Genomic DNA, 24810 nt, shown 5'->3' with positions numbered 1-24810 from the left:
CGTCAGACCTTGGCGGCTGCGGCCACCGTGTCGAGGGTGGGCAGCCGGTGACCGTCGGCGGGCGGCACCACGGTGATCCGCAAGTTGTTGTGCCGCAGCAGATACACGGCAGCGAAGAGTCCCGTCGCCAATGAGATGACACCGCCGAACAGGAGCGGTGCGCGTGGGTCGAGGGCGTCGGCGAGCCAGCCGAGCACCGGGCTGCCCAGCGGAGTTCCGCCCAGGAAGCACAGCATGTAGATGCCCATCACGCGGCCGCGCATGTCGGACGGCACCGACATTTGCAGAATGTTCATCGCCGACGTCGTGAACGTCAGCGTCAATGCGCCGGTGGGCACCAACAGCACTGCCACGAGAACGTAATTGGGCATCAATCCCACGAGTAGCTCGAACAGACCGAACGCGATGACCGCACCGATGAAGAGCCGCAATCGAGGGGCGGTGGCGCGCCGGGCCGCCAGGGTCGCTCCCGCGAGCGTGCCGACCGCGAGGGTGGTCGACAGCAACCCGTATGCGTCGGCTCCGCTGCCGAACGTGTTGCGCGCCAGCACCGACAGACTCAGCGGAAAATTGAGACCGAACGTCGAGACCATGAACACCGTCGCCAGCAACACTCGTAGGTCTCCCCGCCCCCAGACGTAGCGAAAGCCCTCCCGTACCTGCCCTTTGGCGCGCGGTGCCGGTTCGACACGGAAGAGTTGACCGACGTTCATCGCCAAGAGGGCACCGAACACCGCGGCGAACGACACCGCGTTGATCAGGAACACCCAGCCGGTACCGACGAGGGTGATGAGCACTCCCGACACCGCAGGCCCGACGATCCGCGCCATGTTGAACGTCATCGAGTTCAACGCGATCGCGTTGGACAGAGTTTCCTTGCCCACCATCTCGATGGTGAACGATTGCCGCACCGGCGCGTCGATGGCAGACGAGCAGCCGAGGATGAAGGCGATGACATAGACGTGCCAGAGCTCGACCATGTTGCCGACATCGAGCACACCCAGCACCAGACCGCAGACTGCGGCGAACACCTGGGTGATCATGAGGAGTTTGCGCTTGTCGTACCGGTCTGCGAGTACTCCGCCCCACACCGACAGAAACAGCGTCGGCCCGAATTGCAGGGCCATGACGATGCCGACGGCAAAGCCGTTGCCGCCGGAGAGCGTCAGCACGAGCCAGTCCTGGGCCACCCGCTGCATCCACGTTCCGACCAGCGAGACGATCTGCCCCGACGCCCACAATCGGTAGTTGCGAGTCTTCAGAGCAGCGAACATCGTCGCGCCGGACGTACGTGAAACTGGAGCCACAGGTCAAATAATAAACCTAGGTAACTACTCGGAGTCGCTGACCAATGCGCTGATGATGCTCACTGCATCTCGCAGCGTCGCGAGCTGCTCGGGTCCGAGGCCTGCCAGCTGTGCGGTCATCCACGCCTCGCGAGCACTCGCCTCGTCCGCGATCAGTTCCTTGCCGGCCGCCGACAACGACACGATCACCTGACGGCCATCGGTGGGATGCGGCGTGCGCTCCACCAGACCCAGCTCGGCCAACGACGCGATCACCCGCGTCATCGACGGGGGTTGAACCCGCTCCCGAGCCGCCAACGCGCCAGGCGTCATGTCGCCCTCCCTACTCAGCGTGGCCAGAGCCGACAGCTGAGTGAGCGACACTTGCGAGTCCACTCGCCTACCTCGAAGGTGGCGAGTCAACCTCACCACCGCAAGCGACAGGTCGCTTGCCAATTCCCGATTGTCTTTCACACTGTTTCCCGACGTCACAGCGCAGAGAATACGCCCTGGTACCGACCCAGCATCAGGTAACCGCATCCGTGATGGGACCGACTGCGAAAAACGCTACGAACAGCAACGCGACGACCCATAACAAGGGATGTACCGTCTTCGCTCGGCCCGAACCGACGGCGAGCACGACCCAGGTGATGAAACCGACGCCGATACCGTTCGCGATGGAGTAAGTGAACGGCATCACCAGGATGGTGAGGAAGGCCGGCAGCGCGTAATCGAAGCGCTTGAAGTCGATGTGGAGAACCTGACCGATCATCAGGGCACCCACCACCACCAGCGCCGGAGCAGCCGCCTCGATGGGCACGACAGCCGTGAGCGGGGTGAAGAACATCGCCAGCAGGAACAGCAGGCCGGTGACGACGTTGGCCAGTCCGGTGCGTGCGCCTTCCGCGATTCCCGAGGCCGACTCGACGAACACCGTGTTCGACGATGCGGACGCGCCGCCGCCCGCAATGGCTCCGGCACCTTCGACGACCAACGCCTTGCCGATGTTGGGCAGCGTGCCGTCCTTGTCGAGATTCGCTTCTTTACCCAGACCCGTCATCGTTCCCATCGCGTCGAAGAAGTTCGCGAGGACGAGCGTGAACACCAACAGACTCGCGGCCAGCACACCGATGCGGGTGAACGCACCGAACAGGTCGACGTTGCCCACCAGCGACAGGTCCGGTGACTGTACGAGAACGCTGGGCAGCTGCGGCACGGACAGGTTCCAGCCCTTGGGGTCGACGCCGTTCGACGGCCCCACGTCGGTGACCGCCTCGATGATGGCCGCCAACACCGTCGTGACCACGATGCCGATCAGCAGACCGCCGCGGACCTTGCGCACCACGAGCACACCCATCAGCAACAACCCGAACACGAAGATCACCGTCGGCCACGACGCGATGGACCCGTCGATGCCGAGGCCGACGGGAACCGTCGTGCCTGCGGCGTCGGGGATCCGGCGTACGAAGCCGGAATCGACCAGGCCGATGAACGCGATGAAGGCACCGATGCCTGCGGCGATCGCGGCCTTCAGTTCGGGCGGAATCGCGTTGAACACCGCCGTCCGGAAGCCGGTCACGGCCAACAGAACGATGATGATGCCGTCGATGACGACCAGGCCCATGGCCTCGGGCCAACTGACCTGAGGAGCGATGGTGACGGCCAGGAGAGTGTTGATGCCGAGGCCGGCCGCGATACCGAAGGGGTAGTTGGCGATGATGCCGAACGCGATGCTCATGAAGCCGGCGACCAGTGCCGTCACGGCGGCAACCTGGGCGACGGGCAGGATGTTGCCGAGCACGTCGGTCTTGGCAGCCGCGTCGTCGGCGGAGAAGCTACCGAGGATGAGCGGGTTGAGCACGACGATGTAGGCCATCGCCACGAAGGTGACGACACCGCCGCGAACCTCGGAACCCACAGTCGAGCCGCGCTCGGTGATCTTGAAGTAGTTGTCGAGTAATCGCGACGACATAGGCATGAGTGAAAGATAAAGCACACCGCGAGGGTTGGCGAAATATGGTGGCGTAGCGTGAATTCGTGGCCGACGTCCCGCAGATCCCGCCCCGCCTCACCGATCCGGTGCCGGTGTTGACGATCGGCATCCTCGGTTGGATCGTTGCGCTGGTCGTGTTCACCGCCACCGGCGACCGCAGCGACGACGCGGTGGCGACGTGTTGGTCCGGCATCGCGGTCGGCGCTGTCGGGTTCGCTCTGTTCCTGGCGCAGAGAGCCGCGTCACGACGCGGCAGCAGAACCGCCCAACGCGGCCTCGATTGAGATCAGGATCACGTTAGCCCGATCACGAAAACCGTTCTGACGTGGGCAAACTAACCCCTCAGCCGGTTGAGTAACACAGAGTTAACGTGGAGCATAGGTTATGTCAGTTTCGATAACCTTTGATCCACGAAAGCACAGGCCATGAAGTTCGTCGCTCAGTACCGCAACCGCCGCAACCACGTCCGCTCGCTCCGCGCCCTCTACGCACGCGCCAACGCTGTCTCCAGCCCGGCCATGCGTGACGAGCTCCTCGTCATCGCGCAGCGCTCGGATTTCTCGCGCTGATCGCTTTTTCGGCGTAGATCCAACCCAGCCCCCACAGGGCACCGAACACCCAGCCGGCCAGCACGTCCGTCGTCCAGTGCGCACCCAGATAGATCCGAGAGAATCCGATCAGCAGGGCCGCGACCACGGGCAACGTCAGTAGCACCGGCCGATGCAGCCACGGAGTGGACGATCGCAGCATCACCGCGATCGCCACCGTGGCAAGCAACATCGACATCGTCGCGTGGCCGGACGGAAACGAATGGCTCGAAATCTCCACCAGGCGTTCAGGAATCGGTGGACGTTCCCGCGCGAACGCGAACTTCAGCGCATTCATCAGCCCCCACCCGGTGAGCATCGAACCCGCGACCATCCACGCGTCGACAGTCCTCTTGGACGTCAGCAACGCGCCCCACACCCCCGCGGACAACACGAACATCATGAAGGTGTTCCCCACCGTGGTGATGATCCAGAACATCGTCGTGACCCAGCCGACTCGATGCTCGACCATCCACTCCAACACGGCATGGTCAGGCCCCACGAGGTCGCTCCCAACTTTCCACACAATGCACTGTTCCGTCCGCGGTCACCCACCACGGCACAGCACGGTCACCGCTGACAGCCCCCGACAACCGCACCACGAGTTCGCGGTGCACCACCACCGAACCTGTCGGCAGCGGTAGACCCAGCACCGCACAGGCCAGCACGGCCCCGGGCTCTCGATCCCACGAGCTGACGCGTCCGACTCCGCGAACCTCGCCGGTGATGGCCTCCGACGCCCGCCTGATGTCGAGGACATCGGCCAACGCGGCTGCCGTGGTCATGTCCGAGAGCACCGCCACCTCCGGTGGCACGACCGGTGCCAGCCATGGCGCATCGACGACCAACCCGTCCGACGCATCGGCCACGGTGCCGCCGAGAGTGCGCACGCGATCCGGTGGATCGAGATCCGCCACGTCGATGCGTCGATCCAGGACGGCACTGGCGATCAGCGTGTGCGTGCGCGCGATCACCGCCGCCGTCGGATGTCGCTGCGGGTCCTCGAGTGCACGCAACAACACCCGCGCGCTCTCGACGCTCTCACACGTCGACGCGGCGAGCACCGCGTGCAGTTCGTCGGCGCGCGGATGATCGAACGGATCGAGCAGACCGGCGAACGTCTCGTCCGACGGCGCCCGGAACGTGGTCGGCGAGCGGTTGTCGATCAGCGCATGACGTCGCAGCCACCATGCCGTGTAGCCGTCCCGGTCGGTCATGGCTGCACGGGTACTCGGTTCGTCGAGCAGAATCGTCAGAGCTTCGGCCCAGGCATCCGACCGGACCAGGTCGAGATCACGAACCGCAACAAGGGTTTCCGGCTCCGTGGCCAGACTCGACCACCAGGCGGGCTCGTCGTCCAGGTCGTGATCCGGCCCCGTCGGACACTCGTCGCGCACCACCGAGAACCCCCAGCCGACGCCCACCGCGCGCAGGGCCCGCTCACCGAACCTGGCCACCGAGGCCGCCGACAGAACACCGAACGGCGAATCCCGAACCAACAGCCTCGCCAACGGTGCACCGGGCAGCAACAGTTCGTCCGCACTGCGCAATTCGCCCTCGTCGTCTTCGAGTGGCAGACTCCCGAGCCACCCCGGAAGCTCTCCCGCCTCCCCCGCCAGCGCCAGCACTGCCGACACCAGGCCATCCACCTCGTCGCCGTCCCAATCGAGATCGTCGAGGGCCGCTTCGAGGGCGGGATCCGACAACAGCTCGGCCGCAGTGGCCTCCCGCGCACCCAGCCGAATCAACAACGGACTCACCGCATCCGGATGCACCAGGCGTACCCACGTGACCTCGGCCGACGCGTCCGACCCGACGACGGTAGTCCGTGGACCGGTGACCGTACGACCGTCCGCAAGCGGAACCGGCAGCGCAGCAAGTTCTTCCGCTGCCAACCCGTCGACGACGAGCGGAGTCAACGCGTCGTACAGCCGCCGCCACCAGGCCGGCTCACGGGCCTGCCCGCCGAGCATCTCGGCCAACCGCGCCAACCCGATGCGGTGCACTCCCACCGCCGACAACGCCGACGCGTGCCGCGCGCCCGACAGAGTGGCGTCCACCAGATTCGGGACCACATCGAGCAACACCGCGGCGAGTTCCTCGGTGGCATCGGCAAGAACATGCGCACGTTCTGGTACGAGATCGGGTCCGTCGGCAGCGGGAAGCCATGGTGCGGTGGACAATCGGCGGAAGATCAGCTCACGTAGCGCACCGTCGATCGCACTGCGCGCGAACCCGACCTCGGGTACGAACGACACTCGCGCGGACGCAGGCAACGACGCCACGAAATCGGGATAACCGTGGGCCACCTCGGCGACAGAGACGCCGGGCAACACCCGTCGACGATCCGGCTGCATGGGTACATCGGCAACGACCAACGCGGGCAACGACAACAGCTCGTCCGACCGCGTCGGGGCCCGCAACACGTCCGGCGCAGCGGGAACGGGTAGACCGTCGACCATCGGAACGATCCACCGCGCAGCCGAGGTGGTGTACTGCAGCCACGTTCGCGAACCGATGGCGATCTCGACGCGTGCATCGTCGAGTTCCGTTCTCACACAGTCGACGACGACACCATCGATCTCGATGGAATCCAACGCGTCGAGCTCGAGCAACAAGTCGACGGCCTCGTCGAGGAACCCCCCGGCAAAGGATTCCGCTTGCACATCGGGTCGCGGCGTCAACACGATCTCGGTATCGAACCCGGCAGCGGGCGGTGTGGAAGTAGGCCACGCCAACCGAAGCACCGGCACACCCGACTCCGGCACTGTCATGTCCCGCTGGCGCAACGCGCTCAGAGTGCGCTCGGCACTGAAGATCACCCCGCCACCGCGCGAGCGGACCTCGATCTCGTCGGACGCCGATCGCACCGCGGTGAAGCCGACCCCGAACTGTCCGACACCCGGATCGGCCGTAGCTTTCGCCGACGCCCGCAGCGCGGTGAGAGCGTGCACACCCGACACGTCCAGTGCGGCACCGGTGTTGGCGACATGCAGTGCACCCGCCTCGTCGGTCCACACCGAGAGCCGACCCGGGACGCCGGCTCGCTGCGCAGCATCAGCCGCGTTCTGTGCCAACTCGGTCAACAAACGATCGCGGTATCCCCCGCGCACCAGATCTGCCTCGGATGCCGAATCTTCCCGCAGCCGCGTGGGCGAGGAACCCCAGGACGCGAGAATCGACTCGCGAAGCGACCCGGTACCGAAAGGATCGATCAGCTCGGCGATGCCGAATCCTCCTGCTGCACAACACCGTCGACACTGGAATCGGCGTCGAGCTCGACATCGGAACCGACATGGGTCGTCTCGGCATCGACTGCGGGAGACGCGTCATCAGTCGACGAGGCGTCGCCAGTGGAAGGGGCTGCATCAAGGGAAGGGACTGCGTCAGGGGAAGGCGCTGCGTCAGCGGCATCGTGCCCGGTCTCGACCACCTCTGGCTCTGCCGGTGCGGAGTCTGCCGACTCGGGTGCTGCCGTGTCGGGCTGGGGTGCCTTGGACTCCGTCACCGCTACCGTCTCGGCCGACGAGACGATCGCTTCCGAATCATCTTCTGCAACAGCGTCGTTCGCGGTAGGCTCGTTCGTCTGTGCGGCACCGGTCGGCGACGGGGTGACGTCGAGTGCTGCGTCGTCGTACGGCTCGAACTGCGGCGAGCCCGCTCCGGTGGGCAGCTCGGTATCGGAGTGCGCGCCGCAACCGTATTCGACGTGCACCACATGACCGTCGGCGGCGAACTCGTTGCCGCACACTCCGAACGCTGCGGAGAGCGATCCCGCGAGGGGTAGGTAGAAACCGCAGAGTCCGCACGTGGACGGCGCGGCCTTGGCCATCTCGCTGTCCGGGCCGAAGTCGCCGTCGTGCCATCGTTCGGCGGCATCGAGCCGTCCTTCGAGGCTGGTGACCTGAGTGCGGCCGAGCCCGATCTCGCCGGCCACCTCGTCGATGGCGGGGTCACCGGACGCGACGTATCCCGGCACCAGTCGCGGGTCGTCACGACGTGGAGAGAGCAGATCGCCCGGCCCGAGATCACCGGGTCGGATGCGCTCGTCCCAGGGCACCCAGGACGGTGCCACGAGAGCATCGGGACCGGGTAGCAGCACGAGTTCGCTGACGGTGGCGTGATCGGCGTCGTCGGGAGCAGCGACGACAACGGCCCACTGCCATCCGCGATAGCCGTCCAGATCGCTGGCGAAGCGGTGGGTGGCAGCGCTGTCGTCCTCCACGGTCACGCCGAGGTACTCGCCGACACCGCCCTCTCCCAGCTCGAGCAGAGCCTGCCGCGCGAGGTCCACGGCATCGGCCAAGACGGGGCGGATGGATCCGAGCTCTGGAGAAGATACGACACTCACACATTCAGTTTGCCGCATCAACTCGGTGACGCCCAGTTCGGGCTGCCATCATGGATGCAATGACCGTCCGCGCTCGCACCTTCGCTGCACTCGTGACGTCCCTGTTGACCGTCACCGCCTGTTCGTCCACGTCGGGTCCAGGCGACTCGGACCCCATCGCGTCGGACTCGGTACCCACGCTGGGTGCCGAGGTTCTGCGTTCCTACGATCGCGCCGACGACGCCTTCACTCAGGGGTTCGAGATCGACGGTGATGTGCTCTACGAGGGCACCGGGCTGGAGGGCTCCTCCTTCGTCCGCCGCACGTCGCTCGAGAACATGACCGAGCTGGAGCGGGTCGATCTGCCGTCCGACCTGTTCGGCGAGGGCATCACCGTCGACGGCAACACGCTGTGGCAGATCACCTGGCAAGACGGAGTCGCCATCGCCCGCGACCGAGACACCCTGGCCGAACAGCGTCGAGTGAACTACGACGGCGAAGGATGGGGGCTGTGCACGCAGGGTGAAGGAACCCCGGACGGCCGACTCGTCATGAGCGACGGCACATCCACCCTGACCTTCCGTGACCCCACATCCTTCGACGCCGTGAACACCGTCGACGTCACACTCGACGGCAATCCGGTGGAACGGCTCAACGAACTCGAATGCGCCGAGGACGGCTCGATCTACGCCAACGTCTGGCAGACCTTCGACATCATGCGCATCGACCCCACCACCGGCCGCGTCACCGCCGTCGTCGACGGCAAGCCGATGTGGGATTCGATGTCGGCCACCGAGCGAAACGGAGCCGACTTCTTCAACGGCATCGCCCAGATCCCCGGGACCGACAGATTCCTCGTGACCGGCAAATTCTGGCCCAAGATCTTCGAGGTGCGATTCACCGATCCCGCGGCCGTAGGACAGAATTGATCACGTGACCGATCCGCGACTCCCCCACCCCACGCCAGGTGCGGAAAACTCGGGCGCTGGCACCGAAATAGGTCACTCCGCAGGCTCCGCTCCTGGCAACGAAACCGGTCACTCCACCGCTGATGAACAGAGCTCGGAGCATCCCGGTTTCGTCAACTATCCACCGGCCGACCCCCGTGCTGTCCAATCCGGTGCCGGCGGCCACGTTCCGAGCCGACGCCAACCGTTGCCGCCGCTGCACCCGGCGCGCACGCAGCAGATCACTGCCGCGCGCGGCCGAACCGGCGGCCGTAAGCCACCACCGATGCCCAAGAAGCTCACCGTCACCCGCGTCGCGGCGATGCGTGGGCGCGAGCTGACCGGCAAAGGAATCGCGTCGTTCCAGCGGGCCGCGAAAGCCGATGGGGCCGACAAGTCCGGGCTGACCGCGCTGACCTACGCGACGATGGCGAACTTCGCATCCGACGCTGCCCTGGCGATTGCACTGGCCAACACGCTGTTCTTCTCCGCGGCGACCGGTGAGGACAAGACGAAGGTTGCGCTGTACCTGGTCATCACCATCGCCCCGTTCGCGCTGATCGCGCCGCTGATCGGCCCGTTGCTCGACCGGTTGCAGCACGGCCGACGCATCGCGCTGGCCACCTCGTTCGGCCTGCGTACCGTGCTGGCGGTGGTGTTGGTGTTCAACTTCGACAGTTGGGTGCTCTATCCAGCGGCGCTGGGCATGCTCGTCCTGAGCAAATCGTTTGCGGTACTCAAGAGTGCGGTGACGCCGCGGGTACTGCCACCGGAGATCGACCTCGTCCGCGTCAACTCGAGGCTCACCGTCTTCGGACTGCTCGGGGGCACCATCGCCGCAGGGGCTGTCGCCGGCGGTATCGCCTTCGTCGCCGATTCGCCCGGCGCACTGTGGTTCGTCGCCGCGATCACCGTGCTCGGCGCATACCTGAGCATGCGCATCCCGTCCTGGGTGGAAGTGACCGAGGGCGAAGTTCCGGCCACCCTCGGCTACCACGCCGACCAGCATCACGGCAGTGATTACCCCGGCAGCGGTGCCCCGACCGAGAATCTGAAGCGCACCCCACCGCCTGCCACCGCCGCCAAGAACCGCAGGCAGCCACTGGGCCGTGCGGTGATCGTTGGACTTTGGGGCAACGGCACGATCAGAATTCTCACCGGCTTCCTCACGCTGTACATCGCCTTCGTCGCAAAATCCCGCACCGAACACGAGCCGCTGCAGCAGGCCGCGATGCTCGGACTGGTCGGAGCCGCCGCCGGTCTCGGCAACTTCGCCGGCAACGCACTCGGTGCCAGGATCAAGCTCGGCCGACCATCGGTGGTCGTCCTGCGGTGCACGGTCGCGGTGACGGTCGTCGCCGTCGTCGCAGCCGTCACGGACAGTTTGCTCACCGCCGCCGTGGCCGCCCTGGTCGCGTCGAGCGCGAGCGCACTGGCCAAGGTCTCGCTCGACGCATCTCTGCAGTCCGACCTGCCTCCGGAGTCCATTGCATCCGGATTCGGCCGCTCGGAAACCGTCATGCAGCTGTGCTGGGTTCTCGGCGGAACGCTCGGGGTGTTGCTTCCCACCGAGTACTGGCTCGGTTTCACGGTCGTGTCGGTGTTGCTTACGATCGGCCTCGTGCAGACCTTCCTGACGTACCGCGGTAGATCATTGCTACCCGGGTTCGGTGGCAACCGGCCCGACCATGTCGAACAAGAAGTATCCGACAGCTCCTACGGCGAAAACGTGACCAAGTGAACCTGGCTCCCCGCACCAAGAAGATCGCGTCGCTGATCGCCGCCGGCCTGTTCGTCATCGCCGTCGCGTTCGTCGGTGTACTCGCCGTCCTGATCGGCAATGCTCCCGACAAGGAACCGGTCGTCACGGCGTACTCCAACGGTCGAGCCGTACAAGTCGAGCCGTACCTGTACTGCGCCGTGAGCGACCCGCTGTGCACCAACGTCGGCGAGACCGCCGAGATACAGGTGGGATCTGCCCCGACGGTGCAGTTGTCGATGCCCGAGGCCGTCTACTCCGCGCCGTGGGAACTGGCACTGGTCTACGGCGACGACACCGGGGCGGTCGTCGAGAGCAGCCAGTTCAACCAGCCCGGAACCCGGCTGAGCGTCACCGTCCCGACGACGGACGACGGCGGCCGAACGTTGCTCGGCATCGAGGTTCGGCTACCCACGGGAATCATCGACACCGACACCAATACCGAGAGCTTCGTCAGCCACGCGATCTGGTCCATCGGCGCGCGTCCGTAACGATCAGCTGTCGAGCTCGCGAGCGACGGCGCGGACCACCTCGGAGATGCGCTGAGCGATCTTGCGGTCCGGGTACTTGCCCTTGCGGAGTTCCGGCTGCACCGTCGCTTCGAGCAGCGTGATCATGTCCTCGACCATGCCGTGCAGTTCGTCGGGTGTGTGCTTGCGCTCGACGGGCTCGCGGCGGGTGCTGCCGCTGTTCTGGCGAATCGACGGGGCAGGCTCGAGAACCTTCAGGCTCAGCGCCTGCGGGCCACGACGGCCCGCGGCCATGCCGAATTCGACGCGCTGGCCGGCTTTGAGGCCGTCGACGCCTTCGGGCAGCGCTGACGAACGCACGTACACGTCCTCGCCTTCCTCCTGCGAGAGGAATCCGAATCCCTTGTCGACGTCGTACCACTTCACCTTGCCGGTCGGCACTGAGCTCACCCGTTCATCTGTTGCTGTCGTTGGTTTCGTATCCGCACGCCCGATGTCGGGACCCTGCGGTGTGCACAAGTTTCGCGCCCCACGAAAACGCAGGACGCGAATACGCCAGTCTAGCGCGCAGGCCCCGAATAGGGCATTCCGGTTTTTCGCACGACGCACCGCCGCGCACTACCGTGGTGGTGTGGACTCATCAACTCGCAAGCGAAGTACTGCACTGCTGCGCATCGCGCTGGTGCTGTTCGCGATCGGCCTCGTTGCCATCGTCGCGATCTTGTTCTTCCCGGTCTTCTCCGACGCCAAGCCGCCACTGGGCCTGTACCTGACGGCGATGTTCTCGGCACCCGCCGGATTCGTGCTCGCTCTGGTGTACGCGCTGCTCTCCGGCCGACGGGCGCGATAGATCATGCGACTGCTCCTGAACGTCATCTGGCTCGTGTTCGGTGGACTGTGGCTCGCACTCGGCTACTTCTTTGCGGGACTCCTGCTGTGCATCCTGATCGTGACCATTCCGTTCGGGATCGCGTCGTTCCGCATCGGCGTCTACGCCCTGTGGCCGTTCGGGTCGACGATCGTCGACAAGCCCGGCGCGGGTTCGGGTGCCCTCGTGGGCAACGTGCTGTGGCTCGTCCTCGCCGGGTGGTGGCTGGCGCTGACACACGTCGTCACGGCGATCGCGATGGCCATCACGATCATCGGTATTCCGCTCGCGATCGCGAACCTCAAGTTGATTCCGGTTTCGCTGATGCCGCTGGGAAAAGACATCGTTGCGGTTCGGTGACCTTTCGAGGCCCTGTCGCGTGATGTGACTTCCATCACATCACGCTTCGGTAACAGACCGGCAACAGCACGGGGTCGATCACCGAGAACAGCCACTAGCTGGGCCTATTCGAGCGACCGGAATCAGACCGTCGGGACGGTCGCGGACACACGAAAAAATCGACAGTTACCAAATAGTGACGTAACCCGGGAATTTCAGTACGGTCAGCAGCGGCCGGAAAGTTCGGCCGAATTCCGGCCCGCAGCGCCAAACCTCGTCCCGCGGGAACCGGAACAACCCTCGACGATCACCCAGGGGACGAGGACGGGGGACCCACGTCCTCCACGGACAACCGGGAACCTGTAGCGACTCACGAAGCCGCACCAAGTTCCCTTGGGGTGAAGCCCAATTGCTCATCCGATATGGAAGAGCAAGAAGGCCGGGCTACCTCTCAGCCCGAACCCGACAGCTGACCTCGCAGGCGCGTGTGGAGAGGATTTCAACTCGTATGAGCGGACGTCATCGCAAGCCGAGCACCACTGGCAAGACCGTCGCAAAGGTCGCCGTCACCGGTGCCATCATGGGCACCGCGGGCATCGCCTTCACCGGTACCGCCAACGCGGCACCGGATTCCGACTGGGATCGCCTTGCACAGTGTGAAGCAGGCGGCAACTGGGGCATCAACACCGGCAACGGCTTCCAGGGCGGATTGCAGTTCTCCCCCAGCACCTGGAACGCACACGGTGGACAGCAGTACGCGGCAACGGCCAACCAGGCCAGCCGTGAAGAGCAGATCGCAGTCGCCGAGAAGGTCCTCGACTCGCAGGGCTGGGGCGCATGGCCCTCCTGCTCCTCGAGCCTCGGCCTGAGCAGCGCACCCACCGAGCGCAGCGTTCCGGCCACCCCCAAGGCACCGGAAGTTCCCGCCCTCCCCGACCTGACGTCGATCCCGTCGATCGATGCGTCGGCCGAGGTCGTCAACGGCATCGTCACCGCCGTCCAGAACATCACCAACGATCCCCAGATCGCGTCGTTCGTCCAGAACGCCGCTCAGGGCATCCAGCTCGATCCGCAGGTCGTCAGCTTCTACCAGGCGAACAAGGCGTTCCTGCCCCAGTAGCAAGAACCGCCGCTATACGAGAAAAGCCCCCGACATCGCGAAGATGTCGGGGGCTTTCTCGTGTTCGGGCGCCGTTGTCAGCGATTGACGACGGTCACCGGATGGGCGTAGGGCAGGTCTTCGACGGGCAGCGGGAACTCGGTGTCCTCACCGAAGGGCGACAAGCCACCCGATCGAGCGGACGAGAGTTCGGTCACCGCGTGGTCACCGCGAGCGGTTTCCGGCCAGCCTGGATCGACATAGGGCTTCTTCGACTTGTTCACCATGGGCCCATTTTGACACCTGCCCTGCGGCGAGCACCAGCCCAGGTCTCTAATCTGATAGACGATGACCGACACGACTGCGCCCCGACACACCGACATGCCTCCCGATCTGCCTCAGTGGATCGCAGCTCGCACCGACGCGGAGCTGATCAAGGCCATGTCGTTGCGTCCGGATCTGACTGCGCCGCCGCCCGCCTCGCTGGCAGTGCTGGCCGGCCGGGCAGAGCAACGCCGGTCGATCCTGCACACTGCGGACACCCTCGACACCCTGGCCCTGACCGTGCTCGAGATCCTGGCCATCGAAGAGGCCTACGAGCGTCCGGTCACCAGGGCCACGCTGCTGTCCGTCATCGCCAAGCGCGCCCCGGCCAAAGCCGTGGACAAAGCGCTGTCCCAACTGCGCGAACGCTTTCTCGTCTGGGGCGACGCCGCCGGGTTCCGGATCAGCGCAACCGCTGCGGACGCCGTGCCGTGGCGCATCGGCCGCGCACTCGACCCGGTGGACACCCTCACCGAAACCCACATCACCACAGCGCTGGCCGCACTCGAAGACGGCGAACGCAATCTTCTCGACACCCTGGCCAGGTCTTCGCCCACCGGCCGTACCCGAGACGCCGCACCGGGCACCCCACCCGATCGGCCCGTGCAGAAACTGCTCGCCGCAGGCCTGCTGATCTGGTTGGACGAGCAAACCGTCGAACTCCCCGTCCAGGTCGGACAGATATTGCGCGGCGAGCCCATGACGGATCCCCGCTCACTCGCCGAACCGAAGCTGACGACCACTGCACATGCGCTCGCCGACGTCGACGCTGCCGCGGCGGGCGAGGCACTCGAGCTCGGGCGGCACTGTGTGGCCATCATCGAGGCGCTGTCCGCGTCACCGGCTCCCGCCCTCAAGGCCGGCGGGCTCGGAGTGCGCGAGCTGCGCAAGATCACCAAGGCCACCGGACTCGACGACGACCGCGTGAGCATCCTCGTCGAACTGCTCGCCGCCGCCCATCTGATCTTTAGCGGAACCACGGACCCTGTCCCCTCTGCCGACACCGGCGACGACTATTGGGCACCGACGCCCGCCGTCGACGCGTGGCTCGCCGCGGCCCCGGCCGCCCGGTGGCACACCCTCGCCTCCGCCTGGCTCGAGACGCCGCGAGCACCGTGGGTGATCGGCATGCGTGACCCCAACGACAAGCCCATCGCCGCGTTGTCGGACGAAGTCCGCTCGCCTGCCGCGCCCCGCGACCGTCGCATGATCCTGGAGCTTCTGGCCGAGCTCGGCAGTGGACACGCCGCGACGCCCACCGACCTCACCCGCACACTGACGTGGCGTCGACCCCGGTGGTCCGGACGGTTCGGCGTGACCCCCGTCGGGCACGTGATCGCCGAGGCGACCGCGCTGGGAGTGGTCGCGCGCGGCGCGATGTCGACGCCGGGACGCTCGCTGCTGCACGACGGTAATGCCGAGGCCGACATGCGCGCGGCACTCCCCGAGCCGATCGACTACGTGTTGGTGCAGGCCGACCTGACGCTGGTGGCACCGGGACCGCTCGAACCGGATCTGCAGGATCGGATCGCGCTCGTCGCCGACGTCGAGTCGGCAGGTGCCGCGACGATGTATCGCATCAGCGACACGAGCCTGCGCCGGGCCCTCGACGTGGGCCTGACGGCCTCGGAGTTGCATTCGTTGTTCGCGACCCATTCCCGCACTCCGGTTCCGCAGGCCCTGACGTATCTGATCGACGACGTGGCCAGGCGTCACGGCCGACTACGCGCCGGCGTGGCCGCGTCGTTCGTCCGGTGCGAGGATCCGGCGTTGCTCGCCGAGGTGATGGCCTCTCCGGCCGCCGAGTCGCTCGCCCTGCGCGCCCTCGCCCCGACCGTCGCCATCTCCCAGGCACCGCTGGCCGAGGTGCTGTCGGTACTCGCCGGAGCCGGATTCGCGCCCGCGGGTGAAGACTCGTCCGGCACCATCGTCGATCTTCGAGCCCGCGGCTCCCGGGTGTCGGCGCGGCGGCCGCGTCAGACCTTCCGTACCCCGGCCGTTCCCACCGACGAGCAGCTCGGGTCGTTGGTACGCGGAATGCGAGCCGCCGACCGCGCTGCGGGCAACGGCGGTGCGGTGGTGCGCGCCGACGGATCTCGCGCGAGCAGCACCGCGACCATGACGCTGCTGCAGACAGCAGCGAAGGTCAAGCGCAGCGTCAGCATCGGGTACGTCGACGCGCAGGGCGTCGCGACCCACCGCATCGTCGATCCGATCAGCGTCGGCGGCGGCCAACTCGACGCATTCGATCCCGCCACCGGGGGCGTGCGGCGGTTCACTCTGCACCGCATCACCTCCGTCGCCTTGGTGGACTGAGTCACTGCTCACGTGCACGCGGGCCCCTACCTGTGGACAATGGAGAAGTTGCGCTCTTTCGGGCGCAGCAGAAGTCTCTAGGAGGAACCGTGACCGACGGCCCGCTGATCGTCCAGTCCGACAAAACGCTGTTGCTCGAGGTCGATCACGAACTCGCGGGCGCAGCGCGGGCGGCGATCGCACCGTTCGCCGAGCTCGAACGTGCGCCCGAGCACGTGCACACCTACCGCATCACCCCGCTGGCGCTGTGGAACGCGCGCGCTGCCGGTCACGATGCCGAGCAGGTGGTCGACGCGTTGGTCAACTTCTCGCGCTATGCGGTACCGCAGCCGTTGCTGGTCGACATCGTCGACACGATGGCCCGATACGGCCGGTTGCAGTTGGTCAAGAGCCCGGTCCACGGTCTGGTGCTGATCAGCCTGGACCGCGCCGTGCTCACCGAAGTGATGCGGCACAAGAAGATTGCGCCCATGCTCGGCGCGATGGTGGACGAGGACACGGTCATCGTGCATCCGAGTGAACGCGGCCACGTGAAGCAGATGTTGCTCAAGATCGGCTGGCCCGCCGAGGACCTCGCCGGCTACGTCGACGGCGAAGCGCACCCGATCGAGCTCGATACCGAGGGTGGCAAGTGGACGCTGCGCGACTACCAGGAGATGGCCGCGGATTCGTTCTGGGCCGGCGGCTCCGGCGTCGTCGTGCTGCCGTGTGGTGCGGGTAAGACCATGGTCGGTGCGGCGGCGATGGCCAGAGCCAAGGCCACCACGCTGATCCTGGTCACCAACACCGTCGCCGGCAGGCAGTGGAAGCGCGAGCTCATCGCTCGCACGTCACTCACCGAGGAGGAAATCGGCGAGTATTCGGGCGAGCGCAAAGAGATCCGCCCTGTGACAATCGCCACGTACCAGGTCATCACCCGTCGAACCAAGGGTGAGTACAAGCACCTGGAGCTGTTCGATTCCCGCGACTGGGGATTGGTGATCTACGACGAGGTACACCTGCTTCCCGCACCGGTGTTCCGCATGACAGCCGACCTGCAGTCACGGCGTCGACTCGGCTTGACGGCCACGCTCGTCCGCGAGGACGGACGCGAGGGCGACGTCTTCTCGCTGATCGGCCCGAAGCGCTACGACGCGCCCTGGAAGGACATCGAGGCGCAGGGGTGGATCGCACCGGCCGAGTGCATCGAGGTGCGCGTCACCCTCACCGACGCCGAGCGCATGTCGTACGCGGTCGCCGAACCCGAGGAGCGCTACAAGCTCTGCTCGACGGCGCACACCAAGATCGCCGTCGTGAAGTCCATTCTGGCGAAACACCAAGACGCTCCGACGTTGGTGATCGGCGCGTACCTCGATCAGCTGAACGAACTCGGTGAAGCCCTGAACGCGCCGGTGATCCAGGGCTCGACCAAGAACAAGGAACGCGAGGTGCTGTTCGACGCCTTCCGCAAGGGTGAGATCCAGACTCTGGTGGTGAGCAAGGTGGCGAACTTCTCGATCGACCTTCCCGAAGCGTCGGTGGCAGTCCAGGTTTCGGGAACGTTCGGCTCCCGGCAGGAAGAAGCCCAGCGACTGGGCCGATTGCTTCGGCCGAAACACGACGGTGGTCAGGCGCACTTCTACTCGGTGGTCTCGCGCGACACCCTCGACGCCGAATACGCCGCGCATCGGCAGCGGTTCCTCGCCGAACAGGGATACGCGTACCGCATCACCGACGCCGACGACCTGCTCGGCCCGGCAATCTGACGCTTCGTGTCGGGATCGGCGGCATGCTAGGAATAGCAGTGTGCGCCGATTCGAGTTCCCCGTAGACGTAGCCCACGCGAAGTCGGTCAACGAGACGTTCACCGAACTTCGCCGGCTGCGGATGTCCGCGGCGCTCACGGCAGCGGTCCTGCTGGCACTGGGGATCTGGTTCTTCTGGATCGCGACGCCGTGGTCGTACATCCTCGGCGGCGTGTTCTGCATCGGGGCGGCGACGTCCCTGTGGGTCATGGTGTGGGCACCGAAGAAGATGGGGTCCATCGAATCGCTCTACACCCGGGGCGATCTGGTTCCGGCGGTGGTGGCCGAGACGATGCCGAGCGGCGCGACATTGCTGTCGCTGGTCGATGTCGCGAAACCAGGAGTCGACGAGCCGCACTACGTCCTGATCACGCGCGTCGTCCGTGCGCTGCCCGGCCACGCCGTCGAACGCGGTGCCGAGGTGCCTGCGGTGTCGGTGCTCGCCGATCGCGGCCGTAACACCGGTGGACGCACCTGGCAGCTGGTGTCGGCGATGCCGATCGCCTGGGGCACCACCGACGCAGCCGTCCTGGCGCGCGCCGCCGCCGAGATCACCGAAGGCGAATGGGCACTGCTGCACGCCAACATCGGACTGTCGGAGAAGGTACGCAAGGCCAAGAACCAGCAGCTGCTCGTGGACCCCGCCGATCTGCCCGAGGATCTGACGCGGCCTACCGAAGAGCCGGGGGTGGAGCCTGCGGAACGACCTACCGAAGAGCCGGGATGACCTCGCGCTCGAAGAGTTCGATGCCGGAGCGGTCGTAGGCGGCTTCGGGGAAGTAGAAGATTCCGTACGTCATGCCCTGCTGCTGCAGTTCGGTGAGGTTCTCGACGATCTGCTCGGGTGTTCCGACGGCGGGCATTCCGCGGTATGCGCCCAATGCCTCGTGTGCCTTCTCGGCTCCGACGTGTTCGGTCAGTCGAGCCTCGAGAGCGCGTAGCCGCTCCTGCACCTCGGCCTCCGTGGAGCCGATGGCCACGTTGTAGTTGGCCGAGCGGACGATGGCGTCGAAGTCCGTGCCGACGGTTGCGCAATGATCGCGCAGCAGAGCCGATTTGGCGGCGAAACCGGTAGGGGTTCCATCGAAGTTGGTGTAGTTCGCGTATTTCGCTGCGATCTTCAGTGTCACTTTTTCGCCGCCACCGGCGATCCACAGTGGGATGCCGCCCTCCTGCAGGGGCAGTGGGCGCACCACGGCACCGTCGATCTCGTAGTGCTTGCCGTCGAGATACACCTCGCCGGTGGTCCACGCTTGTTTGAAGATCTGTACGCCCTCGTCGAGGCGGCCCAATCGTTCACCGGCAGAGGGAAATCCGTAGCCGTAGGCGCGGAACTCGTGCTCGTGCCAACCGCCGCCGATACCCATCTCGACCCGACCGCCGGAGATGATGTCCACTGTCGCAGCAACTTTCGCTAGATAGGCGGGGTTGCGATAGGACATCGCCGTGCACATCTGACCCAGTCGGATACGCGAGGTGGACGCGGCGAGTGCGGACATCAGCGACCAGGCCTCGTGCGTCGCCTCGTCCGTCGCGACAGGAACGGTGTGGAAGTGGTCGTAGACCCACAGTGATTCCCACGGTCCGGCTTCGGCGGCAACGGCATGCTCGCGCAGCACACTCCACTGCTGGGCCGGATCGATCCCGACCAGATCCAGCCGCCAACCCTGAGGCACGAACATTCCGAATCGCATGACAGGCACAGTACAGACGCAGGCCCGACGCTCGCGCCGGCTGTGTGAACTACGCTGCAGGAATGTCCGAGATGTTGCCGTCGCGCACAGTGACCCGGTTGCGCCCGTTCGCATCGACCATTTTCGCCGAGATGACCGCACTCGCGGTGGCGAAGAACGCCGTCAATCTGGGGCAGGGATTCCCGGACACGGACGGACCGTCGGCCATGCTCGAGGCCGCGCGGGACGCCATCGCGAACGGCCTCAACCAGTACTCCCCCGGCCCGGGAATGCCGGTCCTGCGCGCAGCCATCTCCGAAGACCGGCACGCCCGGTTCGGACTTCGGTACGACCCCGATTCGCAGGTTCTCGTGACCGTGGGTGCCACCGAGGCCATCTCGGCGACGCTGCTCGGCTTGATCGAGGCGGGCGACGACGTGCTGTTGATCGAGCCGTTCTACGACTCCTATGCGGCCGCTGTGGCGTTGGCCGGAGCCACTCGCACGGCCGTTCCCCTGGTCACCGACGGCAACGGATGGACCGTCGACACCGACGCCCTCGAACGGGCCGTGAGCCCACGAACGCGCATGCTGATCGTCAACTCGCCGCACAATCCCACCGGCACCGTGTTCGATCGCGAGACGATGATCCGTATCTCCGAGATCGCGATCGCCCACGACCTGCTCGTGCTCACCGACGAGGTGTACGAGCACCTGATCTTCGACGACGGTGTGCACACCCCGATCGCGACGCTGCCGGACATGTTCGAGCGAACCGTCACCGTGTCCAGTGCCGCGAAGACGTTCAACGCCACCGGCTGGAAAACCGGGTGGGCGCTCGGACCGAAAGAGCTGATCGATGCGGTGCGCGCCGCCAAGCAGTTCATGAGCTTCGTCGGCGGTACCCCGTTCCAGCCCGCCGTCGCGTACGCACTCGGTCACGAGCAGGCGTGGATCGCCGCCATGCGCGACGGTCTGCAGCGCAAGCGAGACACGCTGTCCGCGGCATTGTCCGAGGCGGGTGCGGACGTCAAGCACAGTGCCGGAACATATTTCGTGTGCGCCGATATCGCACCGATCGGCCGCGGTGATGCGTACGAGTTCTGTCGCACCCTGCCCGATCTCGTGGGCGTCGCCGCGGTACCGGTGACTGCCTTCGTCGACGAGCCTGCGCCGTGGAAGTCGTTGGTGCGCTTCGCTTTCTGCAAGCAGGACCACGTGCTCGCCGATGCCGCCGAGAGGTTACGGCGATTGTGACTGCGCAACCGACGATTCCGGCGTACTTCGTCAGGCAAGCCGTCGACCTCGCGGCCAACGGCGGAGTGGACCTGACGTACCCGTTGTCGATGGCCGGGATCGGAACCACCATTCTCGACGACCCGGCGGAGCGGCTCACCACCCGACAGGTCACCGCGTTCACCCAGGCCGTCTGGGCGATGACCGGCGACGAACTCTTCGGACTCGCCGCAGTTCCCGTGCGGCGCGGCAGTTTTCGGGTGGTGTGTCAGACGTTGATACACACGGAGAATCTGTGGGCAGCGCTGATTCGAATGTCCGAGACCATGCGCGTGCTCATTCCGGTGAAACCGATGACGCTGGATCGAACCGAGCAGTCGACGGTTCTGACGGTGCACGTCGAAGCCACGACCGACCTCAGCCCCGAAGCGAACGAGCTCGCCGAGCGATTGCTGACCGACTTCCTGTTGATTCTGCTGCATCGGTTCGCGGCGTGGCTGATCGGTAACCGGGTCAAACTCCTGTCGGTTCAGTTGCCCTATGCACTGCCCGGACCCGAGGCCGGGAAGATGTACGACACCATATTCGGAACTCATGTGCAGTTCGGATCCGAGCGCGCCGCACTGGAATTCGACACCGCGCTCATGCGCGCCCCGATAGTGCAGACCGAGGCCACACTGGCCGAGTACCTCGCGGAGTCACCCAACCTGCTGTTCTCGTCGAGGGACTACGACAGCACTGCGTCGAGTCAGGTCCGAAGGGCCCTGGAGACCGGATTCAGAGGCGGGACGCCGGCTACCGAAGAGATTGCGGCCATGCTCAACATCAGCCCGCCGCATCTGCGGCGCGTCCTTCGCCAGGAAGGCACCTCCATCAATCAGCTCCGCGAGGAGGTTCTGCGCGACGCTGCCATCTCGGGGTTGAGCCGCGGCGACAGCGTGGACGACATCTCGGCCCGCCTGGGCTTCTCCGAACCGAGCGCGTTCCGCCGGGCCTTCAAACGCTGGACCGGGCAAACTCCCGGCACGTATCGATAGAGCTCGGCGCGATCAGCTGACGCAGAACTCGTTGCCCTCGGGATCGGTCATGGTGATCCAGGTGCTTGGCCCCTGCTGCCCGCGATGCAGTACCGACGCGCCTCGACCTTCGAGTTCGGTCACCACCGCCTCGCGTCCGTCACCGACACGAACGTCGAGATGGAGTCGGTTCTTCACGGATTTCGATTCGGGTACCGCCTGAAACAGCACCCGCGGGGTGCCAGGAGATTCCGGATCGGTGATGCCCTGGCCTGCTCGCCACACCAGAACGCCGTCGAACACGGTTGTGTCCTCCTCTCGGGCGTGGCCTGCCGCAACCATCTCGCGAATGAACTCCTCGTTGCTGGGTTCGATCTGCCAGCCGAGAGTCTGTGCCCACCATGCCGCGAGCGCATGCGGGTCGACGCTGTCCACGACGACCTGAAATCGGTAACCCATGCGAGAACGATACCGCCGGGAGCTGGCAATGGGAACACCTGTTCGATACAGTCGAGTCATGTCGCTCGCGATGCAAGGTTCGCTGTTCGGTGACGACGACGGTGGCGTCGGGTCGCTGCAGTCCGTCACCCGCCGCGAGCTGACGCTCGGTGCCTGGGTCGATGTGCGGCCGGGCTGGTTGTCCGACAGCGATCTCTTCGATTCGCTGGTCGCCGACGTCGACTGGCGCGCCGAACGTAGGCAGATGTACGACCGCGTGGTCGATGTGCCGCGCCTGGTTCGGTACTACGCCGAGCGGGAGCACTGGCCGCATGCGGCACTGTACGAGGCCCGCGATGCACTGGACGACCACTACCGAAGCGAGCTCGGGGAGTCGTTCGCGACCGCGGGACTGTGTTACTACCGCGACGGGTCCGACAGCGTCGCCTGGCACGGCGACAACATCGGCCGCAGCGCCACCGAGGACACGATGGTGGCGATCGTATCGCTCGGTGCGACAAGACAACTCATGCTCCGTCCCCGCGGCGGCGGGACCTCTCTGAAATTCAGCCTCGGTCACGGCGACCTGGTGGTGATGGGCGGGTCCTGTCAACGGACCTGGGAGCATGCAATTCCCAAATCGACCCGCGCGGTCGGCCCACGCATCAGCGTGCAATTTCGACCGCGCGGGGTTCGCTAGCGTACGACGCGTCAGCGCGCGGCGTTCGCGGCCCGCCGCGTCTCGACGGCCGCCGCGAGAGTGGCCAATTGCGTTGCCGTCGTGTCCCAGTCGAGGCATGCATCGGTGATGGACTGGCCGTACACGAGCTCGTCGCGGTGGCCGAGTTCGAGGTCCTGACGCCCCGCGACGAGGAAGCTCTCGAGCATCAGCCCGACAGTTCCGTGCTCGCCGGCCGCGACCCTGGTGGCCACGTCGGTGACGACGTCCACCTGCTTGTTGTGGTCCTTACGGCTGTTGCCGTGGCTGGCATCGATGACGACTCGCTCCGGCAGACCCGACTTACGCAGGCGGGCAACGGTATCGGCCACGGACGCGGCGTCGTAGTTCGGTCCGTCGACGCCGCCGCGCAGGATGACGTGGCAATCGGGGTTTCCGACGGTCCTGATCAAAGCCGCCTTGCCGTCGAGATCGGTTCCGGGGAAGACGTGGCTCGCCGCGGCGGCGCGGGTTCCGTCCACGGCGACCTGGATGTCACCTTCGGTCGAGTTCTTGATGCCGACCGGCATCGACAAGGCGCTGCACAGCTGCCGGTGCACCTGGCTGGCTGCGGTCCGTGCTCCGATGGCACCGTAGCTGACCAGGTCCGCTATGTACTGCGGGGTGATCGGGTCGAGGAATTCGCAGCCGACGGGCAGGCCGAGCGCCGAGATGTCCAGCAGCAGCTGGCGTCCCACTCGAAGACCTTCGTTGATGTCGAAGCTGCCGTCGAGGTGCGGATCGTTGATCAGACCCTTCCAGCCGAGCGTCGTCCGCGGCTTCTCGAAGTAGACCCGCATGACGATGTGCAGTCGATCGCCCAGCTCAGCTGCCGTGGCGGCGAGGCGTCGGGCGTAGTCGAGGGCAGCGTCGGTGTCGTGCACCGAACACGGGCCGACCACGACGATCAGTCGGTCGTCACGGCCGTCGAGAATGTCGACGACACCGGAGCGTCCGGTACGAACACTCGCCGAGATCGCGTCGTCCACCGCGTGCTCGCGGCGTACGACCGACGGCGCGACCAGCGGACTGATGCTGATCGTGCGCTGATCGTCGAGTGACGGGGTGTCGAGGGAGAGCGTCATGAGAGGGTTTCCTGTTCCCAGGCCGGCTCCGCATGCTCCACGCGCACTTCGAGCCGGTCTGTATCCGGCTCGTGGGGTGGAGGGTCAGCGCATGGCGTCGCTGGCTGACCCACCCGGGGCCGGCCTGCTAAACCAGAAATACGTGCGCTGCATGAAGAGCACCGTAACAGACTCTCCCGTGATGCATCTACGCTCGTCCCTGCAGTCGGTTCGCCAGGTGGTCATGAGGAGCCCCGAAGTTCACCTCGGCGTCGAGCGGTGCGTGCAGTCACGGCGCATCGCGAGAGGGAACCCGGTGAGAATCCGGGACTGTCCCGCAGCGGTATGCAGGAACGACCGCCGTCATCACGCACTGAAGAAGCCTCTTCGGGAAGCGACGGCCAGTAGGAGTGGGCTCTTCGTCCGCGCGCCTGCAAGTCCGAATACCTGCCCTCTGTGCTGTGCACGCCGTGTGCAGCGGTTCACCGCCTCGTGGAATGGGCGCGTAACCCTGGTACGGCTGTGGTCAGGGCTCACCGGGATCTGCGCGCCCGTGAAGACGGT

At 65.9% G+C, this 24810-nt stretch carries 25 protein-coding genes and 2 riboswitches; of the genes, 14 read left to right on the top strand and 11 right to left on the bottom strand.

What is annotated here, in order from left to right; genetic code table 11:
- Positions 1–2: 2 nt before the first annotated feature.
- The 3 genes from CH278_RS08395 to CH278_RS08385 are packed head-to-tail and all read right to left on the bottom strand — an operon-like array spanning position 3 to position 3264.
- Entirely contained in the window at positions 3–1274 is a 1272-nt protein-coding gene (locus tag CH278_RS08395; RefSeq protein ID WP_032365881.1) for an MFS transporter, read from the bottom strand.
- Between the two features lie 57 nt (positions 1275–1331).
- The gene (locus tag CH278_RS08390) at positions 1332–1760 is read right to left on the bottom strand and encodes a MarR family winged helix-turn-helix transcriptional regulator (protein WP_027495905.1); all 429 of its coding nucleotides are present in this window, start codon (positions 1758–1760) and stop codon (positions 1332–1334) included.
- A gap of 52 nt (positions 1761–1812) precedes the next feature.
- Positions 1813–3264, bottom strand: a complete 1452-nt coding sequence (locus CH278_RS08385; protein ID WP_027495904.1) for an NCS2 family permease — start codon at positions 3262–3264, stop codon at positions 1813–1815.
- Between the two features lie 59 nt (positions 3265–3323).
- Here CH278_RS08385 and CH278_RS08380 point away from each other — a divergent pair, with 59 nt between their 5' ends.
- Complete coding sequence (locus CH278_RS08380; protein WP_027495903.1) at positions 3324–3563, top strand: DUF2530 domain-containing protein; 240 nt, start codon at positions 3324–3326, stop codon at positions 3561–3563.
- A 141-nt stretch (positions 3564–3704) separates the two neighbouring features.
- Positions 3705–3848 (top strand): hypothetical protein, encoded by a 144-nt coding sequence (locus tag CH278_RS27420; protein ID WP_167327272.1) that lies wholly within the window; start codon positions 3705–3707, stop codon positions 3846–3848.
- Here CH278_RS27420 and CH278_RS08375 read toward each other — a convergent pair.
- From CH278_RS08375 to CH278_RS08365, 3 genes are read right to left on the bottom strand one after another with little or no spacing between them, the layout of a single operon-like run.
- Positions 3817–4368: a phosphatase PAP2 family protein gene (locus CH278_RS08375; protein WP_027495902.1), complete on the bottom strand. Its 552-nt coding sequence runs from the start codon at positions 4366–4368 to the stop codon at positions 3817–3819. The genes CH278_RS27420 and CH278_RS08375 overlap by 32 nt on opposite strands.
- Complete coding sequence (locus CH278_RS08370) at positions 4358–7084, bottom strand: sacsin N-terminal ATP-binding-like domain-containing protein (RefSeq protein ID WP_094621611.1); 2727 nt, start codon at positions 7082–7084, stop codon at positions 4358–4360. Before CH278_RS08370 ends, CH278_RS08375 begins: the two co-directional genes overlap by 11 nt.
- Positions 7081–8235: a DUF3027 domain-containing protein gene (locus CH278_RS08365; protein WP_094621610.1), complete on the bottom strand. Its 1155-nt coding sequence runs from the start codon at positions 8233–8235 to the stop codon at positions 7081–7083. The genes CH278_RS08370 and CH278_RS08365 overlap by 4 nt, the downstream gene beginning before the upstream one ends.
- Before the next feature lie 41 nt (positions 8236–8276).
- Between CH278_RS08365 and CH278_RS08360 the strand changes: the two genes are divergently transcribed.
- The 3 genes from CH278_RS08360 to CH278_RS08350 all read left to right on the top strand — a co-directional run bounded on the left by CH278_RS08360 (position 8277) and on the right by CH278_RS08350 (position 11393).
- Positions 8277–9125, top strand: a complete 849-nt coding sequence (locus tag CH278_RS08360; RefSeq protein WP_370878653.1) for a glutaminyl-peptide cyclotransferase — start codon at positions 8277–8279, stop codon at positions 9123–9125.
- Positions 9126–9192: 67 nt separating this feature from the next.
- Positions 9193–10884 (top strand): MFS transporter, encoded by a 1692-nt coding sequence (locus CH278_RS08355; protein ID WP_370878768.1) that lies wholly within the window; start codon positions 9193–9195, stop codon positions 10882–10884.
- Positions 10881–11393: a DUF2771 domain-containing protein gene (locus tag CH278_RS08350; protein ID WP_027495898.1), complete on the top strand. Its 513-nt coding sequence runs from the start codon at positions 10881–10883 to the stop codon at positions 11391–11393. The genes CH278_RS08355 and CH278_RS08350 overlap by 4 nt, the downstream gene beginning before the upstream one ends.
- Positions 11394–11396: 3 nt before the next feature.
- Here CH278_RS08350 and CH278_RS08345 read toward each other — a convergent pair whose 3' ends face one another.
- On the bottom strand, positions 11397–11813 hold the full coding sequence (locus CH278_RS08345) for a cold-shock protein (protein ID WP_167327283.1): 417 nt from the start codon (positions 11811–11813) through the stop codon (positions 11397–11399).
- 190 nt (positions 11814–12003) lie between these two features.
- Here CH278_RS08345 and CH278_RS08340 point away from each other — a divergent pair, with 190 nt between their 5' ends.
- From CH278_RS08340 to CH278_RS08330, 3 genes are all read left to right on the top strand, one after another.
- Positions 12004–12222 carry a hypothetical protein gene (locus tag CH278_RS08340; protein ID WP_027495896.1) on the top strand — a complete coding sequence of 73 codons (219 nt, stop codon included), beginning with the start codon at positions 12004–12006 and terminating at the stop codon, positions 12220–12222.
- A gap of 3 nt (positions 12223–12225) precedes the next feature.
- Positions 12226–12600 carry a YccF domain-containing protein gene (locus CH278_RS08335; protein WP_027495895.1) on the top strand — a complete coding sequence of 125 codons (375 nt, stop codon included), beginning with the start codon at positions 12226–12228 and terminating at the stop codon, positions 12598–12600.
- A 270-nt stretch (positions 12601–12870) separates the two neighbouring features.
- Positions 12871–13079: riboswitch (cyclic di-AMP (ydaO/yuaA leader) on the top strand.
- An 8-nt stretch (positions 13080–13087) separates the two neighbouring features.
- Entirely contained in the window at positions 13088–13699 is a 612-nt protein-coding gene (locus CH278_RS08330) for a transglycosylase family protein (protein ID WP_027495894.1), read from the top strand.
- 77 nt (positions 13700–13776) lie between these two features.
- Here CH278_RS08330 and CH278_RS08325 read toward each other — a convergent pair whose 3' ends face one another.
- A complete protein-coding gene (locus CH278_RS08325) occupies positions 13777–13965 on the bottom strand; it encodes a hypothetical protein (protein ID WP_008719333.1) in 189 nt (62 codons plus the stop codon).
- Positions 13966–14026: 61 nt separating this feature from the next.
- Between CH278_RS08325 and CH278_RS08320 the strand changes: the two genes are divergently transcribed.
- The 3 genes from CH278_RS08320 (at position 14027) to CH278_RS08310 (ending at position 18829) form a co-directional block, all read left to right on the top strand.
- Positions 14027–16318 carry a helicase-associated domain-containing protein gene (locus CH278_RS08320; protein ID WP_094621608.1) on the top strand — a complete coding sequence of 764 codons (2292 nt, stop codon included), beginning with the start codon at positions 14027–14029 and terminating at the stop codon, positions 16316–16318.
- An 89-nt stretch (positions 16319–16407) separates the two neighbouring features.
- On the top strand, positions 16408–18063 hold the full coding sequence (locus CH278_RS08315; RefSeq protein ID WP_027495892.1) for a DNA repair helicase XPB: 1656 nt from the start codon (positions 16408–16410) through the stop codon (positions 18061–18063).
- Between the two features lie 40 nt (positions 18064–18103).
- Positions 18104–18829, top strand: a complete 726-nt coding sequence (locus CH278_RS08310; RefSeq protein WP_169879424.1) for a DUF3239 domain-containing protein — start codon at positions 18104–18106, stop codon at positions 18827–18829.
- On the opposite strand, the gene CH278_RS08305 is transcribed toward CH278_RS08310, so the two are convergent.
- A complete protein-coding gene (locus CH278_RS08305; protein WP_027495891.1) occupies positions 18810–19796 on the bottom strand; it encodes an LLM class F420-dependent oxidoreductase in 987 nt (328 codons plus the stop codon). The two genes, CH278_RS08310 and CH278_RS08305, sit on opposite strands and share 20 nt — an antisense overlap.
- 62 nt (positions 19797–19858) lie before the next feature.
- Here CH278_RS08305 and CH278_RS08300 point away from each other — a divergent pair, with 62 nt between their 5' ends.
- Positions 19859–21031, top strand: coding sequence for a pyridoxal phosphate-dependent aminotransferase (locus CH278_RS08300; protein WP_094621733.1), 1173 nt, complete (start codon positions 19859–19861; stop codon positions 21029–21031).
- The gene (locus CH278_RS08295; RefSeq protein WP_032390756.1) at positions 21028–22047 is read left to right on the top strand and encodes an AraC family transcriptional regulator; all 1020 of its coding nucleotides are present in this window, start codon (positions 21028–21030) and stop codon (positions 22045–22047) included. The genes CH278_RS08300 and CH278_RS08295 overlap by 4 nt, the downstream gene beginning before the upstream one ends.
- 12 nt (positions 22048–22059) lie before the next feature.
- On the opposite strand, the gene CH278_RS08290 is transcribed toward CH278_RS08295, so the two are convergent.
- On the bottom strand, positions 22060–22485 hold the full coding sequence (locus CH278_RS08290; protein ID WP_032390755.1) for a VOC family protein: 426 nt from the start codon (positions 22483–22485) through the stop codon (positions 22060–22062).
- 58 nt (positions 22486–22543) lie between these two features.
- Here CH278_RS08290 and CH278_RS08285 point away from each other — a divergent pair, with 58 nt between their 5' ends.
- On the top strand, positions 22544–23164 hold the full coding sequence (locus CH278_RS08285; protein ID WP_032390754.1) for an alpha-ketoglutarate-dependent dioxygenase AlkB: 621 nt from the start codon (positions 22544–22546) through the stop codon (positions 23162–23164).
- An 11-nt stretch (positions 23165–23175) separates the two neighbouring features.
- Here the strand turns inward: CH278_RS08285 and CH278_RS08280 are convergent, their stop codons facing one another.
- On the bottom strand, positions 23176–24267 hold the full coding sequence (locus CH278_RS08280) for a 3-deoxy-7-phosphoheptulonate synthase (protein WP_032390753.1): 1092 nt from the start codon (positions 24265–24267) through the stop codon (positions 23176–23178).
- 238 nt (positions 24268–24505) lie between these two features.
- Positions 24506–24715, top strand: a riboswitch (cobalamin riboswitch).
- The last annotated feature ends 95 nt before the right edge of the window (positions 24716–24810 follow it).

Origin of the sequence: Rhodococcus sp. 05-2254-5 (genome assembly GCF_002258575.1) — a bacterium.
In the GTDB taxonomy this organism is placed as follows: Bacteria; Actinomycetota; Actinomycetes; order Mycobacteriales; family Mycobacteriaceae; genus Rhodococcoides; species Rhodococcoides fascians.
Note: the sequence above shows the minus strand (reverse complement) of the source record. Positions and strands in the feature narration are given on the sequence as shown.

What these genes read in the sequence shown, in the direction of transcription:
- CH278_RS08395 (WP_032365881.1), bottom strand. Translation starts at nt 1,274, where the DNA reads ATGTTCGCTGCTCTGAAGACTCGCAACTACCGATTGTGGGCGTCGGGG.
- CH278_RS08385 (WP_027495904.1), bottom strand. Translation starts at nt 3,264, where the DNA reads ATGCCTATGTCGTCGCGATTACTCGACAACTACTTCAAGATCACCGAG.
- CH278_RS27420 (WP_167327272.1), top strand. Translation starts at nt 3,705, where the DNA reads ATGAAGTTCGTCGCTCAGTACCGCAACCGCCGCAACCACGTCCGCTCG.
- CH278_RS08365 (WP_094621610.1), bottom strand. Translation starts at nt 8,235, where the DNA reads ATGCGGCAAACTGAATGTGTGAGTGTCGTATCTTCTCCAGAGCTCGGA.
- CH278_RS08360 (WP_370878653.1), top strand. Translation starts at nt 8,277, where the DNA reads ATGACCGTCCGCGCTCGCACCTTCGCTGCACTCGTGACGTCCCTGTTG.
- CH278_RS08335 (WP_027495895.1), top strand. Translation starts at nt 12,226, where the DNA reads ATGCGACTGCTCCTGAACGTCATCTGGCTCGTGTTCGGTGGACTGTGG.
- CH278_RS08330 (WP_027495894.1), top strand. Translation starts at nt 13,088, where the DNA reads ATGAGCGGACGTCATCGCAAGCCGAGCACCACTGGCAAGACCGTCGCA.
- CH278_RS08325 (WP_008719333.1), bottom strand. Translation starts at nt 13,965, where the DNA reads ATGGTGAACAAGTCGAAGAAGCCCTATGTCGATCCAGGCTGGCCGGAA.
- CH278_RS08320 (WP_094621608.1), top strand. Translation starts at nt 14,027, where the DNA reads ATGACCGACACGACTGCGCCCCGACACACCGACATGCCTCCCGATCTG.
- CH278_RS08305 (WP_027495891.1), bottom strand. Translation starts at nt 19,796, where the DNA reads ATGCGATTCGGAATGTTCGTGCCTCAGGGTTGGCGGCTGGATCTGGTC.
- CH278_RS08300 (WP_094621733.1), top strand. Translation starts at nt 19,859, where the DNA reads ATGTCCGAGATGTTGCCGTCGCGCACAGTGACCCGGTTGCGCCCGTTC.
- CH278_RS08290 (WP_032390755.1), bottom strand. Translation starts at nt 22,485, where the DNA reads ATGGGTTACCGATTTCAGGTCGTCGTGGACAGCGTCGACCCGCATGCG.
- CH278_RS08285 (WP_032390754.1), top strand. Translation starts at nt 22,544, where the DNA reads ATGTCGCTCGCGATGCAAGGTTCGCTGTTCGGTGACGACGACGGTGGC.
- CH278_RS08280 (WP_032390753.1), bottom strand. Translation starts at nt 24,267, where the DNA reads ATGACGCTCTCCCTCGACACCCCGTCACTCGACGATCAGCGCACGATC.